The sequence below is a fragment of the Stenotrophomonas sp. TWI1183 genome (genome assembly GCF_039673115.1).
GTDB lineage: Bacteria > Pseudomonadota > Gammaproteobacteria > Xanthomonadales > Xanthomonadaceae > Stenotrophomonas > Stenotrophomonas maltophilia_AA.
Genome location: NZ_JBDJKZ010000003.1, coordinates 119,411 through 134,834 on the forward strand (window position 1 = coordinate 119,411; position 15,424 = coordinate 134,834).

Below are 15,424 nucleotides of genomic sequence, written 5' to 3' on the forward strand. Positions count from 1 at the left end.
GTGGTGCATTACTTTGCTACCACACCTGCCCACGCATCCTTAGGGACACGACGATGTCGCGACAATCTTTCCTGCCCGGCCGCACCGGACGCTGTGCCGCTGCACTGCTGATCACCACGACGCTGCTGCTCAGCGGCTGCGGCGGGACCGGGCCAGCCGAAGCCCAGGCCGCTGAAAAAGACGGCAAGGCCGAGAAGGCCGCCGACGCCGTGCCGGTCGAAGCCGTCGCCGCCAGCCGTCGCGCCGTCGCCGCCAGTTACACCGGCACCGCCGCACTGGAGCCGCGGGGTGAGTCGCAGGTGGTCGCCAAGACCTCCGGCGTCGCGCTGGCGGTGCTGGTGGAAGAAGGCCAGCAGGTGCGTGCCGGGCAACCGCTGGTGCGGCTGGACCCGGACCGCGCACGCCTGGCGGTCGCCCAGAGCGAAGCGCAGCTGCGCAAGCTGGAGAACAACTACCAGCGCGCCCAGAAACTGGTCGGTCAACAGATGGTCAGTGCCGCCGACGTCGACCAGATCAAGTACGACCTGGAGAACGTCCGTGCGCAGTACCGCCTGGCCACGCTGGAGCTGTCCTACACCACCGTGATCGCGCCTATCTCGGGCGTGATCGCCTCGCGCTCGATCAAGACCGGCAACTTCGTGCAGATCAACACGCCGATCTTCCGCATCGTCGACAACTCGCGCCTGGAAGCCACGCTCAACGTCCCCGAGCGCGAACTGGCCACGCTGCGCCCGGGCCAGCCGGTCACGCTGATCGCCGACGCGCTGCCGGGCAGGACCTTCCCGGGCACGGTGGACCGCATCTCGCCGGTGGTCGATGCCGGCAGCGGCACGTTCCGCGTGGTCAGCGGCTTCGGCGAAGACGCCGAGGGCCTGCAGCCGGGCATGTTCGGCCGCATCCGGATCGACTATGACCAGCGTGCCGACGCCCTGGTGGTGCCGCGCCTGGCGCTGCTCGACGACGGTGAGCCGGCGGTGTTCCGCGTCCGCGATGGCAAGGTCGCGCGGGTGCCGGTCAAGCTCGGGTATGCCGAAGGCCCCTGGGTGGAGATCCGCGAGGGTCTGGCCGCGGGTGACCAGGTCGTCACCGCCGGCAAGGTCGCGCTGCGCGATGGCACCGCGGTGCAGGTGATCGGCGCCAAGCCGGCCGCCACCGCCGCTGCGAAACCGGCACCGGCCAAGGCGGAGAGCCGTCAATGACAGCGGCCGGCAACGACCACGGCAACGATCCGCACCGGGGCGAGCGCCCGGGTGCCCACGGCGGCGGCCTGGTGGAGTTCGCCACCCGCCGCCGCGTCACCATCGCGATGTTCACCGTCACGCTGATGCTGTTCGGCTTCATCGCGCTGGGCAACCTCAAGGTCAACCTGCTGCCCGACCTGAGCTACCCGACCCTGACCGTGCGCACCGAGTACACCGGTGCGGCCCCGGCGGAAATCGAAACGCTGATCACCGAGCCGGTTGAAGAGGCCGTCGGCGTGGTCAAGAACCTGCGCAAGCTCAAGTCGATCTCGCGTACCGGGCAGAGCGATGTGGTGCTCGAGTTCGCCTGGGGCACCAACATGGACCAGGCCAGCCTGGAGGTGCGCGACAAGATGGAAGCGCTGAACCTGCCGCTGGAGGCGAAGTCTCCCGTGCTGCTGCGCTTCAACCCGTCCACCGAGCCGATCATGCGCCTGGTGATTTCGGCCAGGACCGACGCGTCCAGCGACGCCGAAGCCGTGCGCCAGCTCACCGAGCTGCGCCGCTACGCCGATGAAGACCTGAAGAAGAAGCTCGAGCCGGTCGCCGGCGTGGCCGCGGTCAAGGTCGGCGGTGGCCTGGAGGATGAGATCCAGGTCGACATCGACCAGCAGAAGCTGGCCCAGCTCAACCTGCCGATCGACAACGTCATCAAGCGGCTCAAGGAAGAGAACATCAACATCTCCGGCGGTCGCCTGGAGGAGGGCTCGCAGCGTTACCTGGTGCGTACCGTCAACCAGTTCGCCGACCTGGAGGACATCCGCAACCTGCTGGTGACCACCCAGAGCAGCAACGGCAACGCCGCCGATGCAGCGATGCAGCAGATGTTCGCGATCGCGGCCTCGACCGGCTCGGATGCCGCCGTGGCCGCTGCGTCTGCCGCGCAGAGTGCGTCCAGCAGCAGCTCCACCAACATCGCCAACGGCGTGCCGGTGCGGCTCAAGGACATCGCCACCGTGCGCCAGGGCTACAAGGAACGCGAAGCGATCATCCGCCTTGGCGGCAAGGAAGCGGTCGAGCTGGCGATCTACAAGGAGGGCGACGCCAACACGGTGTCGACCGCCGAAGCGCTGCGGGCGCGCCTGGAGCAGATCAAGGGCCAGGTCCCCGGCGATGCCGAACTGACCACGATCGAAGACCAGTCGCGCTTCATCGAACACGCTATCAGCGACGTCAAGAAAGACGCGGTGATCGGCGGCATCCTCGCCATCCTGATCATCTTCCTGTTCCTGCGCGATGGCTGGAGCACGTTCGTGATCAGCCTGTCGTTGCCGGTCTCGATCATCACCACGTTCTTCTTCATGGGTCAGCTCGGCCTGAGCTTGAACGTGATGTCGCTGGGTGGGCTGGCGCTGGCCACCGGCCTGGTGGTGGATGACTCCATCGTGGTGCTGGAGAGCATCGCCAAGGCGCGCGAGCGCGGCCTGAGCATCCTGCAGGCGGCCATTGTCGGTACCCGCGAAGTGAGCATGGCCGTGGTCGCCTCGACCCTGACCACCATCGCGGTGTTCCTGCCGCTGGTGTTCGTGGACGGCATCGCAGGCCAGCTGTTCCGCGACCAGGCGCTGACCGTGGCGATCGCGATCGCGATCTCGCTGCTGGTCTCGATGACCCTGATCCCGATGCTGAGCTCGCTGAAGGGCCGCCCGCCGCTGGCGTTCCCGGAAGAGCCCGCGCATCAGCCGTGGCAGCCGGACAGCCGTTGGCTGAAGCCGGTCGCCGGCAGCCGCCGCGGCGTGGGCACGGTGGTGCGCTGGATCTGCTTCGGGATTGCCTGGTCGGTGATCCGCGTCTGGCGCGGCCTGGTGGCCGTGGTCGGGCCGGTGATGCGCAAGGCCAGCGATGTGGCGATGAAGCCGTACGCCGGTGCCGAGCGCGGTTACCTGAAGCTGCTGCCGGGCGCGCTGCATCATCCGGGCAAGGTGCTCGGGCTGGCCGCGCTTGCGTTCGTCGGCACGATGGCGCTGGTGCCGATGCTGGGCGCGGATCTGATCCCGCAGCTGGCCCAGGACCGCTTCGAAATGACCGCCAAGCTGCCGGCCGGCACGCCGCTGAAGCAGACCGATGCGCTGGTCCGCGAGATGCAGCTGGCCCATGCCAAGGACGACAGCATCGCCTCCCTGTACGGCGTCAGTGGCAGCGGCACCCGTCTGGATGCCAGCCCGACCGAGAGTGGCGAGAACATCGGCAAGCTGACCGTGGTGATGGCCGGGGGCGGCAACGCGCGCACCGAAGCGGCGATCACCGAGCGGCTGCGCGAATCGATGCAGCAGCACCCCGGGGTGCAGGTCGACTTCGCCCGCCCGGCGCTCTTCAGCTTCTCCACGCCGCTGGAAGTGGAGCTGCGCGGCCAGGACATGGCCACGCTGGAAACCGCTGGCAAAGCCCTCGCGGCGATGCTGCGCAACAACCCGCACTACGCCGACGTCAAGTCCACGGTGGAAGAGGGCTTCCCGGAGATCCAGATCCGCTTCGACCAGGAGCGCGCCGGTGCGCTCGGCCTGACCACGCGGCAGATCGCCGATGTGGTGGTCAAGAAGGTGCGCGGCGACGTGGCTACGCGCTACAGCTTCCGCGACCGCAAGATCGATGTGTTGGTGCGTGCCCAGGAAGGTGACCGGGCCAGCGTGGAGAGCATCCGCCGGCTGATCGTCAATCCGGGCAGCACCCGGCCGGTGACGCTCGATGCGGTCGCCGAAGTGGTCGCCACCAACGGCCCGAGCGAGATCCACCGCGCCGACCAGACCCGCGTGGCGGTGGTCTCGGCCAACCTGCGCGACATCGATCTGGGCGGCGCCGTGCGCGAAGTGCAGGACATGGTCGCCAGCCAGCCGCTGGGCGCCGGGGTCGGCATGCACATCGGCGGGCAGGGCGAAGAGTTGGCCGACTCGGCACGCTCGCTGATCTTCGCCTTCGGGCTGGCGATCTTCCTGGTCTACCTGGTGATGGCCTCGCAGTTCGAATCGCTGCTGCACCCGTTCGTCATCCTGTTCACCATTCCGCTGGCCCTGGTCGGCGCGATCCTGGCGCTGATGCTGACCGGCAAGCCGATCTCGGTGGTGGTGTTCATCGGCCTGATCCTGCTGGTGGGGCTGGTGACCAAGAACGCGATCATCCTGATCGACAAGGTCAACCAGCTGCGCGAGGCCGGTGTGCCCAAGCGCGAGGCCCTGGTGGAAGGGGCACGCTCACGCCTGCGGCCGATCATCATGACCACGCTGTGCACGCTGTTCGGCTTCCTGCCGCTGGCGGTGGCGATGGGCGAGGGCGCCGAAGTGCGCGCGCCGATGGCGATCACCGTGATCGGCGGCCTGCTGGTCTCCACCCTGCTGACCCTGGTGGTGATTCCGGTGGTGTACGACCTGCTCGACCGTCGTGGTGATGCCTACTACCGCGAGCGCGGCCGTCACCTCAGGACACCGCTGGCCGGCACCGGCCATGACGCAGCCCGGGAGCCGGCATGAGCATTGCCGAGTTCTCCATCCGCCGGCCCATCACCACGATCATGTGTTTTGTGTCGTTGGCGGTGGTGGGCCTGATCGCCTCGTTCCGGCTGCCGCTGGAAGCGCTGCCGGACATCTCCGCCCCGTTCCTGTTCGTGCAGGTGCCGTATACCGGCTCCACCCCGGAGGAGGTCGAGCGCAACATCATCCGGCCGACCGAGGAAGCGCTGGCGACGATGACCGGGATCAAGCGCATGCGCTCCTCGGCCACCTCCGAAGGCGCCAGCATCTTCATCGAGTTCACCGACTGGGACCGCGACATCGCCATCGCGGCCTCGGATGCGCGGGAACGCATCGATGCGATCCGCAGCGACCTGCCGGACGACCTGCAACGCTACAACGTGTTCAAGTGGTCCAGCAGTGATGACCCGGTACTGAAGGTGCGCCTGGCCAGCGCCACCGACCTGACCGGCGCCTACGACATGCTCGACCGCGAGTTCAAGCGGCGCATCGAGCGCATCCCCGGCGTGGCCCGGGTCAACATCTCCGGCGCACCGCCGAACGAGGTGGAGATCGCGATCAGCCCCGATCGCTTGACTGCCCACAACCTGAGCATCAACGAACTCAGCGACCGCCTGCGCACGCTGAACTTCTCGATCTCGGCCGGGCAGATCGACGACAACGGCCAGCGCGTGCGCATCCAGCCGGTCGGCGAGATCACCGACCTGCAGGAACTGCGCGACCTGGTGATCGACAACAAAGGCCTGCGCCTGGGCGATATCGCCGAGATCCGGCTCAAGCCCACCCGGATGAACTACGGCCGCCGCCTGGACGGCAACCCGGCCGTGGGCCTGGATATCTTCAAGGAGCGCAGCGCCAACCTGGTCGAGGTTTCGCGCGCGGCACTGGCCGAGGTCGAGGCGATCCGCAAGCAGCCCTCGATGCGCGATGTGCAGATCAAGGTGATCGACAACCAGGGCAAGATGGTGACGTCCTCGCTGCTGGAGCTGGCCGAGGCCGGCGCGGTGGGCCTGCTGTTGTCGATCACCGTGCTGTTCTTCTTCCTGCGCCACTGGCCGTCCACGCTGATGGTGACCCTGGCGATCCCGATCTGTTTCGTGATCACGCTGGGCTTCATGTATTTCGCCGGCGTCACCCTCAACATCCTGACCATGATGGGCCTGCTGCTGGCGGTCGGCATGCTGGTGGACAACGCCGTGGTGGTGGTGGAGAGCATCTACCAGGAACGCGAGCGCATGCCCGACCAGCCACGGCTGGCCTCGATCATCGGCACCCGCAACGTGGCCATCGCGCTCAGTGCCGGCACCCTGTGCCACTGCATCGTGTTCGTGCCGAACCTGTTCGGCGAGACCAACAACATCAGCATCTTCATGTCGCAGATCGCGATCACGATCTCGGTCTCGCTGCTGGCCTCCTGGCTGGTGGCGGTGAGCCTGATCCCGATGCTGTCCGCGCGCATGCAGACGCCCAAGCTGGTGCATTCGGAGACGGGCGTGATCGCACGCCTGCAGCGCCGCTACGCCACGCTGCTGCAGTGGACGCTGGAGCACCGCGGCTGGAGCGTGTTCGGCATCCTGATGGTGGTGCTGGTCAGCCTGGTGCCGATGAAGCTGACCAAGATCGACATGTTCGGGGGCGAGGGTGGCCACGAGGTGTTCATCGGCTACAACTGGAAGGGCGCCTATACCTTCGGCCAGATGTCCGAGGAAGTAGCGCGCGTCGAACGTTATCTCGATGACAACCGCGCGCAGCTGCATATCACCCAGGTGTATTCCTGGTACAGCGAGCAGGAAGGCAGCAGCACCATCGTGACCTTCGACACCGAGCATGCCAAGAACATGCCGGCCGTGCAGGAAGCGCTGCGCAAAGGCCTGCCACGCTCCGCGCGTGCCGACTACGTGGTCGGCAATTCGGGCGAGGGCAATGGTGGCAGCGGCAACAACCAGGTGCAGGTGCAGCTGGTCGGCGACTCGACCCAGATGCTGCAGGAGATCGGTGAGGAAGTCGTGCCGCTGCTGGCCCAGCGCAAGGAACTGCGCGACGTGCGCATCGACAACGGCGAGAAGGGCAGCGAACTGTCCATCCACGTCGACCGCGAGCGCGCCGCCGCGTTCGGCTTCAACGCCGAGCAGGTCGCCAGCTTCGTCGGCCTGGCCCTGCGCGGTGCGCCGCTGCGCGAGTTCCGCCGTGGTGACAGTGAAGTGCCGGTATGGGTCCGCTTCGCCGGTGCCGAGCAGAGCAGCCCGGAAGACCTGGCCAGCTACACCGTGCGCACCGGCGACGGTCGCTCGGTGCCGCTGCTGAGCCTGGTCGACGTGGCGATCAAGCCCTCGGCCACGCAGATCGGCCGCACCAACCGGCAGACCACGCTGACCATCAAGGCCAACCTGGCCGAGAAGGTCACCGTGCCGGAAGGCCGCAAGGCGATGGAGGAGATGCTCAAGCCGATGAGCTTCCCGGCCGGCTATACCTTCAGCTTCGATGGTGGCGACTACGGCGACGACAACGAGGCGATGGCGCAGATGATGTTCAATCTGGTGATCGCGCTGGTGATGATCTACGTGGTGATGGCCGCGGTGTTCGAGTCCCTGCTGTTCCCGGCGGCGATCATGAGTGGCGTGCTGTTCTCGATCTTCGGCGTGTTCTGGCTGTTCTGGATCACCGGGACCTCGTTCGGAATCATGTCCTTCATCGGCATCCTGGTGTTGATGGGCGTGGTGGTGAACAACGGCATCGTGATGATCGAGCACATCAACAACCTGCGCCGCCGCGGCATGGGCCGGACCCAGGCCCTGGTGGAAGGCTCACGCGAACGCCTGCGCCCGATCATGATGACGATGGGCACCGCGATCCTGGCGATGATTCCGATCTCCATGACCGACACCCAGCTGCTCGGCAACGGCCCGCCGTACTACCCGATGGCGCGCGCCATCGCCGGCGGCCTGGCGTTCTCCACCGTGGTCAGCCTGCTGTTCCTGCCGACCATCTACGCCATGCTTGATGACATGAGCACGGCGGTATCGCGGATCATCCAGCGCGCCCGCGGCCGCGGCGTGGATGCCCCGGTGGTGGAGCCGGGCGCAGGATCGGTTTGAGGGTGAGGGGAGGCCCGTCCCCCATTCGGGCACAAAAAAGGCCACGCAATGCGTGGCCTTTTCCTATGCAGCCGGCGCGGGAATCACCCCGCGACCTTACCCCACACCTGGAAACCGGTCAGCCACAGCCCCAGCATGCTGCCCAGGTTGGTCAGCATGAAGGTCAGCACCACGCGGGTCACCCGGTTGCGGTACCAGCCCCTGACGCTCTGCGCATCGTCGCGCAGCTTCAGGAAGTCCTCGTAGGCTGGCTTGCGCAGGCGCGCTTCCACCAGCGCGGAGAACGCACCGGTCGGGATGCTCAGCCGGAACGGCTTGAACGGCGCGACCACGATCGCGGTCAGGATGCTCAGCGGGTGGCTGCCCGCCAACAGGCAGCCCAGGCCGGCCAGACCGCCGGTATACATCGCCCAGACCGCCAGCAGCTCGCTGCCGACACCCAGTCCGCCACGGTAGAAGCCCACGCCGATACCGGTCAGCACGATGGCCAGGATCGCCAGCGTGATCCACGGAATATTGCGCTTCTTCGGCACGTCTTCCAGGGACTCGCGCAGCGGGCCCGGCGCGTCGGTGTCGGTTTCCAGGTACCTGGCCAGACCGGCCAGATGACCGGCACCGACCACGGCCAGCACTTCGCGCTGGGCAGGATCATGAACTTCGCGCAGGCGGGTGGCCATGTAGCGGTCGCGCTCGCCGATGATGGTTTCGTACAGGGCAGGGCTCTCGCTGGCAAACTCGCCGAAGCTGGCTTCGAGCATGTCGCCCTGCTTGAGCTTCTCGATCTCGGCTTCGCCGACTTCCTCGGAGGCGAACAGGCCGGCGCCCAGGCCCATCACCAGCTTGATCTTGCCGAAGAAGCCCAGGCGCTGCGAGGCACGCCGGAAGGTCAGCCCGACCTCGCGGTCGATCAGATGCACGGGCAGATTGCGTTCATTGGCCAGGGTGACCGCGCGCTTGAGTTCCGCGCCCGGCTCGATCTCGAGCTGTTCGGCCAGGCGGCGCTGGTAGGCGGCCAGGGCCAGGTTGGCCGCGAACAGGGCGACGCGGCCCTTGCGGATCACCTCGACCAGGTCCAGCTTGGCCAGCGCATCCGGATCGGTCAGTGCCTGCAGGCGCTGCGCGTCCAGTTCGACCGCGACCGCATCGAAGCGGCCACTCTCGATCGCACGTTCCACCGCTTCCACGCTGGCCTGCGAGACGTGCGCGGTGCCCAGCAGGGTGTAGCGCACGCCATCGCGTTCGACAATGCGAACGGGCTGGCCGGCGAACAGGGTGTCGCCGGCGTCAATCAGGGTATCGGTCATTGCATCATTCATTCGAAGGGGCGCTGTCGGCACCATCGCCGAGCGCGCGCTGCATCTGGACGGTGTCCAGCCAGCGGCCATGCTTGCGGCCGAGGCCGCGGAAAACGCCGACGGTCTGGAAACCGAAACGCTCGTGCAGTTTGATGGAGGCGGTATTGGTCGGCTCGCCGATCACCGCCACCATCTGCCGGTAACCGCGGGCGACGCAGGCATCGATCAGGCCCTGCATCAGCGCGGTGCCGACCCCGCGGCCCTGGAACGCCGCATCCACATAGACCGAATTCTCCACGGTCCACTGGTAGGCGATCCGGCCGCGATAGGTATTGGCGTAGGCGTAGCCGGCCACCTGGCCATCGACCTCGGCCACGATGTACGGAAAGCCGCGGCCGACGATGTCCTGCATGCGGCGGCGCATTTCCGCCGCCTCCGGGATCTCGTACTCGTAGGTGTTGACGAAGTCGGTCACTTCCACCGCATAGATCGCGGTGATGGCCGCGATATCGGCATCGGTGGCGTCGCGCAGGTGCACGGTCACGGTGGGGGCGTCCTGGTCGGTCAGTCGATGTAGCGCTTGAGCAGATCGCCGTACGCGTCGATCCGGCGATCGCGCAGGAACGGCCAGATCCGGCGGACGTGTTCGCTGCGCTGCAGGTCGACATCGCAGACCAGCACGGTCGGCTCGCCACCGGCTTCGGCGATGAACTCACCCTGCGGGCCAAGCACGTGGCTGTTGCCCCAGAACTGGATGCCCGAGGCGCCCAGCGGCGAGGGCTCATGGCCGACGCGGTTGCAGCTCAGCACCGGCACGCCGTTGGCCACGGCATGGCCACGATGGCTGAGCACCCACGCATCGCGCTGGCGGCCCTGTTCGTCCTGCTGGTCATCCGGGTCCCAGCCGATCGCGGTGGGGTAGAGCAGCAGTTCGGCACCGGCCAGCGCCATCAGGCGGGCGGCTTCCGGGTACCACTGGTCCCAGCACACGAGCACGCCAAGGCGACCCACCGAGGTATCGATCGGGGTGAAGCCCAGATCGCCGGGGGTGAAGTAGAACTTTTCGTAGAAGCCCGGATCATCCGGGATGTGCATCTTGCGGTACTTGCCGAGCAGGGTGCCGTCTTTCTCGAAGACCACCGCGGTGTTGTGATACAGCCCGGCAGCGCGGCGCTCGAACAGCGAGCCGACGATCACCACGCCGTGCTTCTTCGCCAGCGCGCCCAGGCGCTCGGTGCTCGGGCCCGGGATCGGCTCGGCCAGGTCGAATTCATCGACCGACTCGTGCTGGCAGAAGTACGCGCCGTTGTGCAGTTCCTGCAGCAGGATCAGCTTGGCACCCTGTGCGGCCGCTTCAGCCACGCGCGCTTCGATGACGGCCAGATTGGCCTCGGCATCGCCGTGGTTGCGCTCCTGGATCAGGGCGACGGAAAGGGTGTGGCGTGAGCTCATCCGGAGACGGTCCTGCAAGGGGAAAAACGCAGTTTATCGCGGATGGGTGCACGCGGCGTGCTGGCTGCTAAATGGGCAGCGCCCACGCGTCGGTAGTGCCGGCCGCTGGCCGGCTCTGCAGGATGATCAGGGCACCAGAGGTGAGGTCACGCGCATCGGCGTGGCCTGTCGCTCTTCCGTTGGCTGCCAGTGCAGTGTCGAAGGGATGGCGGGGGCGGAGGTGCGGGACCGTCAGGGCGCCATGGATGGCGCCCACGAGCCCCCAGGGATGGGTTTACGGCGCGTCCCGCACCTCCGCCCCCGCCAGCCCCGCCTCCGCAGCCTTCAGGCCGCGTGCTTTGCTGTCAGGCCAACAACCCCGCCGGCAGCTGCATCGTGATGCAGTGCAGGCTGCCGTTCTGCCAGATCAGCGAGCGGCACGGCACCGGCACGATCTCGCGGTCCGGATAGGCCTGGGCCAGCACCGCACGCGCGGCCTCGTCGGCGACATCGCCGTAGGCCGGCATCAGCACCGCACCATTGAGGATCAGGTAGTTCGCGTACGAAGCGGCAAGGCGGCGGCCTTCGTCGATCACCGGCTGCGCCCACGGCAGCGGGAACAGGCGGTACGGCTGGCCGTCGCGGGTGCGCAGCGCAGCCAGTTCGGCACCCATCGCCTGCAGTTCGACATAGTGCGAATCGCTGGCGTCATCGCAGGCCTGGTAGACGATGCTGTCGGTCGAGGCGAAGCGGGCCAGGGTATCGATGTGGGCGTCGGTGTCGTCGCCTTCCAGATAGCCATGGTCCAGCCACAGCACGCGGTCCTGGGCCAGCCAGGCGGCCAGGTCGGTGCTGAGCGATTCGCGGCTGCGATCCGGATGACGCTCGTGCAGGCACTGCCAGGTGGTCAGCAGGGTGCCGGCGCCATCGGTCTCGATGCCGCCGCCCTCCAGCGCGAACGGAATGCTCTGCAGCTCCGCATCGGCAAACAACCCGGCGGCGTGCAGCACGCCGACCAGCTGGTCATCCAGGCTGGCGTCGAACTTGCCGCCCCAGCCGGTAAAGCGGAAGTCCAGCAGGCGGAAGCCGCCATCGGCGCGCTTGAGCGTGATCGGGCCGGAATCGCGCAGCCAGGTGTCGTCGTACTGGGCCGTCACGAACCGCACGCGGTCCGTGTCGATCCGGTTCGAGCGCAGGCGCGCGTCGGCGTACGCCTCCAGGTCGTCGTCGGCGACGATGATCACCACCGGCTGGAAGCGGGTGATGGCAGCGACGAGGGCGATGTAGGTGTCCTCGACGTCACCCAGGCGGTCAGCCCAGTCGGTGTCGGCGTGGGGCCAGGCGATCAGGATGGCGGACTGGGATTCCCATTCGGCCGGAAAGCGGAGCGTGTCGTTCATGATCTCAGTGCGAAGGCCCGCCGGCGGGCGGGCAAGGGGAAGGGGGTCAGCGGATCGGCGGTTTCGGCCCGATCTCGTTGGCGTCGGCACGGTTGGCAACCACGTCGATCACCTTCTGCTTTTCGAAGTAGACGGTGAACTGCGGGTAGACCCAGCGGTTGATCGTCGGCCACTGCTGCTTCTGCCCGCCGCGCGGTTCCAGGCGTTCGCCCGGGTCGCCGAACTGGGCCTGGACCTGCTGCATGCTCTGGCCGCGGACGGGCAGGGCGATGGCGGGCTTCTCACGGCTGCGGTCGATCAGCAGGGTGTCGGCGTGGGCACTGGGAACGGCCAGGACGGCCAGGACAGCCAGCAATGGCAAGGTGGTCAGGTAACGCTTCATCTCGAACTACTCCCCAGTGGTCAAGAATGCGGAAGGTCTCACGACTGCAGGTCTCACGGCCAACGGTCGTGAGCTACCCGGCGATTACAACAAAAATGGCAGCAAAAAGCCGCCCGGAGGCGGCTTTTTGTTCATCGCCCGGTCCGGTGAGGGATCGGTGGCGGCCGTGAGGCCAGCCGGCTCAGCGCTGGCGAGCCTTGAAGCGCGGGTTCGACTTGCAGATCACGAAGATCTTGCCGCGGCGACGGACGACCTTGCAGTCGCGGTGACGGGTCTTGGCCGACTTCAGGGAAGACAGGACTTTCATTGCATACCTCGGCGTAAACGTTGGATTCGGTTGGAGCGCGGCCGCGATATGCAGATGACAATCGGCAGGTGACGCCCGTTCAAGCCCGCCATTCTACCGGGCTTTTCCCCATCCTTTCAAGTGGTTGGCCCAAAAAAGTCTCAGGCCGCCCCGGGCAGGGGCTAGAATGGGCGGTCACATCTATCGGGAAACCCATGAATCAGCTTCCATCCGTGCTCACCATCGACGGTCCTTCCGGGGCCGGCAAAGGCACTGTCAGCCGCATTGTCGCACGCCGGCTGGGCTGGCATTACCTGGATTCGGGCGCCCTGTACCGGGCGGTGGGCGTGGCCGCCAGCTGGGCCGATATCGATACCTCCGACGCCTCGGCGCTGGTCCGCTGCACCTTCGATACGCACGTGCGGTTCGTGGAATCGGCCGATGGCGGGCTGCGGGTGCTGGTCAACGAGACCGATGCCACCGACGAGCTGCGACTGGAGACCACCGGCGCCCTGGCCTCGGCGATCGCGGCCATCCCGGAAGTCCGGGCGGCGCTGAAAGAGCGCCAACGCGCATTCAGGATGGAGCCGGGCCTGGTCGCGGACGGTCGGGACATGGGCACGGTCATCTTCCCGGACGCCCCATTCAAGGTGTTTTTGACCGCCAGCGCCGAGGAACGGGCCGAGCGGCGGCATAAGCAGTTGAAAGACAAGGGTGTTTCGGTTAACTTTGACGACCTCCTGCGCGAGATCATGGCCCGCGACGCCCGTGATGCACAGCGCACAGTGGCGCCCCTGAAGCCGGCAGACGATGCCGTCATCATCGACACCAGTGGTATTGGCATCGACGCCGTCGTTGCCAAGGTATTGGATCTGCTTCCGGTTTCGGGTGCCTGATCCGTTGTAAAGGAGGGCCGTCAGGGCATCGACGGTGTCGCACCATCGCAAGGCAACAAAAGCTCCGTCCCGCAATGATGCGTGGCGGTTTTCCTACTTAACACACGACCTGCGTTTCCGGGGTCGACCAACAGGCGGGCAGTAAGCGGTTCCCTTCGGGGGCCAATGCCCATGTGTCCAACAGAGTAAATCTAATGACCGAATCATTTGCAGAGCTGTTCGAAGCCAGTCAGGCCAATCTGGCCAAGCTGAAGCCGGGCTCGATCGTCAGCGGTGTCGTTGTTGAAGTCCGCGGCGATGTCGTGGTGATCAACGCCGGCCTGAAGTCCGAAGGCATCGTGCCGATCGAACAGTTCCGTAACGACGCTGGCGAGATCGATGTCGCTGAAGGCGACGTCGTCAAGGTTGCCCTCGATTCCATCGAGAACGGCTTCGGTGAAACCGTTCTGTCGCGTGAGAAAGCCAAGCGCGCGATGGTGTGGGACGAGCTGGAAGAAGCGTTGGAAAAGAACGAAACCATCACCGGCCGCATCAGCGGCAAGGTCAAGGGTGGTTTCACCGTGGACATCAAGGATGTCCGCGCGTTCCTGCCCGGTTCGCTGGTGGATGTGCGCCCCGTGCGCGACCCGGCCTACCTGGAAGGCAAGGAGCTGGAATTCAAGCTCATCAAGCTGGACCGCAAGCGTAACAACGTCGTTGTGTCCCGTCGTGCAGTCGTCGAGAGCGAGCATTCGGAAGAGCGCGAGCAGCTGATGGACAAGCTGCAGGAAGGCGCGATCCTGAAGGGTGTCGTCAAGAACCTGACCGATTACGGCGCATTCGTGGACCTGGGCGGTATCGACGGCCTGCTGCACATCACCGACATGGCCTGGAAGCGCGTGCGCCATCCGTCCGAAGTCGTGAACGTCGGCGACGAGCTGGACGTCCGCGTGCTGAAGTTCGACCGTGAGCGCAACCGCGTTTCGCTGGGTCTGAAGCAGCTGGGCGAGGATCCGTGGGACAACATCGCCCGTCGTTACCCGGCCAACAGCCGCGTCTTCGGCAAGGTCTCCAACGTCACCGATTACGGCGCATTCGTCGAGATCGAGCCGGGCGTCGAAGGCTTGGTGCACGTGTCCGAAATGGATTGGACCAACAAGAACGTCAACCCGTCCAAGGTTGTGCAGGTCGGTGACGAAGTTGAAGTCATGGTCCTGGACGTCGACGAGGAGCGTCGCCGCATCTCGCTGGGCATGAAGCAGGTTGCCGCCAATCCGTGGGAAACCTTCGCTGCGATCCACAAGAAGGGCGACAAGGTGTCGGGCCAGATCAAGTCGATCACCGACTTCGGCATCTTCATCGGCCTGGACGGCGGTATCGATGGCCTGGTGCACCTGTCCGACATCAGCTGGAACACCACCGGCGAAGATGTGGTCCGCAACTTCAAGAAGGGCGACAACCTGGACGCCGTCGTCCTGGCCGTCGATCCGGAGCGCGAGCGCATCAGCCTGGGCGTCAAGCAGCTGGAGCAGGATCCGTTCGGTCAGTACATGGCTGCCAACCCGAAGGGTTCGAAGGTCGAAGGCGTGGTCAAGGAAGTGGACGCCAAGGGCGCTACCATCGAACTGGCTGACGGCATCGAAGGCTACGTGGCTGCTCGCGACGTTGCGAACGAGCGCGTCGACGACGCGACCCAGTTCCTGAAGGTCGGCGACAAGGTTGAAGCCAAGTTCGTGGGCATGGATCGCAAGGGTCGTACCCTGCAGCTGTCGATCAAGGCCAAGGACGACGCGGAAATGCGCGAAGTGCTGGAGGAATACCAGTCCTCTTCGGCGTCCAGCGGCACCACCCAGCTCGGCGCGCTGCTGCGTGCACAGCTGAACGGCAACAAGTCCGAGTAATCGGTCTGTCGCTGTCGTAGTTTCCTGGGCGGCCCGGACATCAGTCCGGGCCGT

The 15,424-nt window shown here is 66.2% G+C and carries 11 protein-coding genes; 5 read left to right on the plus strand and 6 right to left on the minus strand.

Annotation, left to right across the window (positions count from 1 at the left end; genetic code table 11):
- Nucleotides 1–53 precede the first annotated feature (53 nt).
- From ABE434_RS04590 to ABE434_RS04600, 3 genes are read left to right on the plus strand one after another with little or no spacing between them, the layout of a single operon-like run.
- Complete coding sequence (locus ABE434_RS04590; protein ID WP_346477988.1) at nt 54–1,199, plus strand: efflux RND transporter periplasmic adaptor subunit; 1,146 nt, start codon at nt 54–56, stop codon at nt 1,197–1,199.
- Complete coding sequence (locus ABE434_RS04595) at nt 1,196–4,705, plus strand: efflux RND transporter permease subunit (RefSeq protein WP_346477989.1); 3,510 nt, start codon at nt 1,196–1,198, stop codon at nt 4,703–4,705. Before ABE434_RS04590 ends, ABE434_RS04595 begins: the two co-directional genes overlap by 4 nt.
- Nucleotides 4,702–7,800, plus strand: coding sequence for an efflux RND transporter permease subunit (locus tag ABE434_RS04600; protein ID WP_346477990.1), 3,099 nt, complete (start codon nt 4,702–4,704; stop codon nt 7,798–7,800). The genes ABE434_RS04595 and ABE434_RS04600 overlap by 4 nt, the downstream gene beginning before the upstream one ends.
- 83 nt (nt 7,801–7,883) lie before the next feature.
- Here ABE434_RS04600 and ABE434_RS04605 read toward each other — a convergent pair whose 3' ends face one another.
- The 6 genes from ABE434_RS04605 to ykgO all read right to left on the minus strand — a co-directional run bounded on the left by ABE434_RS04605 (nt 7,884) and on the right by ykgO (nt 12,615).
- Nucleotides 7,884–9,104: a TraB/GumN family protein gene (locus ABE434_RS04605; RefSeq protein WP_346477991.1), complete on the minus strand. Its 1,221-nt coding sequence runs from the start codon at nt 9,102–9,104 to the stop codon at nt 7,884–7,886.
- A 4-nt stretch (nt 9,105–9,108) separates the two neighbouring features.
- Nucleotides 9,109–9,639, minus strand: coding sequence for a GNAT family N-acetyltransferase (locus tag ABE434_RS04610; protein WP_123729052.1), 531 nt, complete (start codon nt 9,637–9,639; stop codon nt 9,109–9,111).
- A 20-nt stretch (nt 9,640–9,659) separates the two neighbouring features.
- Nucleotides 9,660–10,547: a carbon-nitrogen hydrolase gene (locus tag ABE434_RS04615; RefSeq protein ID WP_346477992.1), complete on the minus strand. Its 888-nt coding sequence runs from the start codon at nt 10,545–10,547 to the stop codon at nt 9,660–9,662.
- Nucleotides 10,548–10,891: 344 nt separating this feature from the next.
- Nucleotides 10,892–11,926 carry an agmatine deiminase family protein gene (locus ABE434_RS04620; RefSeq protein ID WP_346477993.1) on the minus strand — a complete coding sequence of 345 codons (1,035 nt, stop codon included), beginning with the start codon at nt 11,924–11,926 and terminating at the stop codon, nt 10,892–10,894.
- Nucleotides 11,927–11,972: 46 nt separating this feature from the next.
- Nucleotides 11,973–12,308: a hypothetical protein gene (locus ABE434_RS04625; protein WP_346477994.1), complete on the minus strand. Its 336-nt coding sequence runs from the start codon at nt 12,306–12,308 to the stop codon at nt 11,973–11,975.
- Between the two features lie 181 nt (nt 12,309–12,489).
- On the minus strand, nt 12,490–12,615 hold the full coding sequence (gene ykgO / locus ABE434_RS04630; RefSeq protein WP_057628212.1) for a type B 50S ribosomal protein L36: 126 nt from the start codon (nt 12,613–12,615) through the stop codon (nt 12,490–12,492).
- Nucleotides 12,616–12,809: 194 nt separating this feature from the next.
- Here ykgO and cmk point away from each other — a divergent pair, with 194 nt between their 5' ends.
- Both cmk and rpsA read left to right on the plus strand, forming a co-directional pair.
- Entirely contained in the window at nt 12,810–13,490 is a 681-nt protein-coding gene (gene cmk, locus ABE434_RS04635; protein WP_176989790.1) for a (d)CMP kinase, read from the plus strand.
- Nucleotides 13,491–13,684: 194 nt separating this feature from the next.
- Nucleotides 13,685–15,370 (plus strand): 30S ribosomal protein S1, encoded by a 1,686-nt coding sequence (gene rpsA, locus ABE434_RS04640; protein ID WP_019183099.1) that lies wholly within the window; start codon nt 13,685–13,687, stop codon nt 15,368–15,370.
- Nucleotides 15,371–15,424 lie beyond the last annotated feature (54 nt).

Excerpts from the sequence above, each read along its gene's own strand:
- ABE434_RS04620 (WP_346477993.1), bottom strand. The coding sequence starts at position 11,926 with ATGAACGACACGCTCCGCTTTCCGGCCGAATGGGAATCCCAGTCCGCC.
- ABE434_RS04605 (WP_346477991.1), bottom strand. The coding sequence starts at position 9,104 with ATGACCGATACCCTGATTGACGCCGGCGACACCCTGTTCGCCGGCCAG.
- ABE434_RS04595 (WP_346477989.1), top strand. The coding sequence starts at position 1,196 with ATGACAGCGGCCGGCAACGACCACGGCAACGATCCGCACCGGGGCGAG.
- ABE434_RS04625 (WP_346477994.1), bottom strand. The coding sequence starts at position 12,308 with ATGAAGCGTTACCTGACCACCTTGCCATTGCTGGCTGTCCTGGCCGTC.
- rpsA (WP_019183099.1), top strand. The coding sequence starts at position 13,685 with ATGACCGAATCATTTGCAGAGCTGTTCGAAGCCAGTCAGGCCAATCTG.
- ABE434_RS04600 (WP_346477990.1), top strand. The coding sequence starts at position 4,702 with ATGAGCATTGCCGAGTTCTCCATCCGCCGGCCCATCACCACGATCATG.
- ABE434_RS04590 (WP_346477988.1), top strand. The coding sequence starts at position 54 with ATGTCGCGACAATCTTTCCTGCCCGGCCGCACCGGACGCTGTGCCGCT.
- ABE434_RS04615 (WP_346477992.1), bottom strand. The coding sequence starts at position 10,547 with ATGAGCTCACGCCACACCCTTTCCGTCGCCCTGATCCAGGAGCGCAAC.
- ykgO (WP_057628212.1), bottom strand. The coding sequence starts at position 12,615 with ATGAAAGTCCTGTCTTCCCTGAAGTCGGCCAAGACCCGTCACCGCGAC.
- cmk (WP_176989790.1), top strand. The coding sequence starts at position 12,810 with ATGAATCAGCTTCCATCCGTGCTCACCATCGACGGTCCTTCCGGGGCC.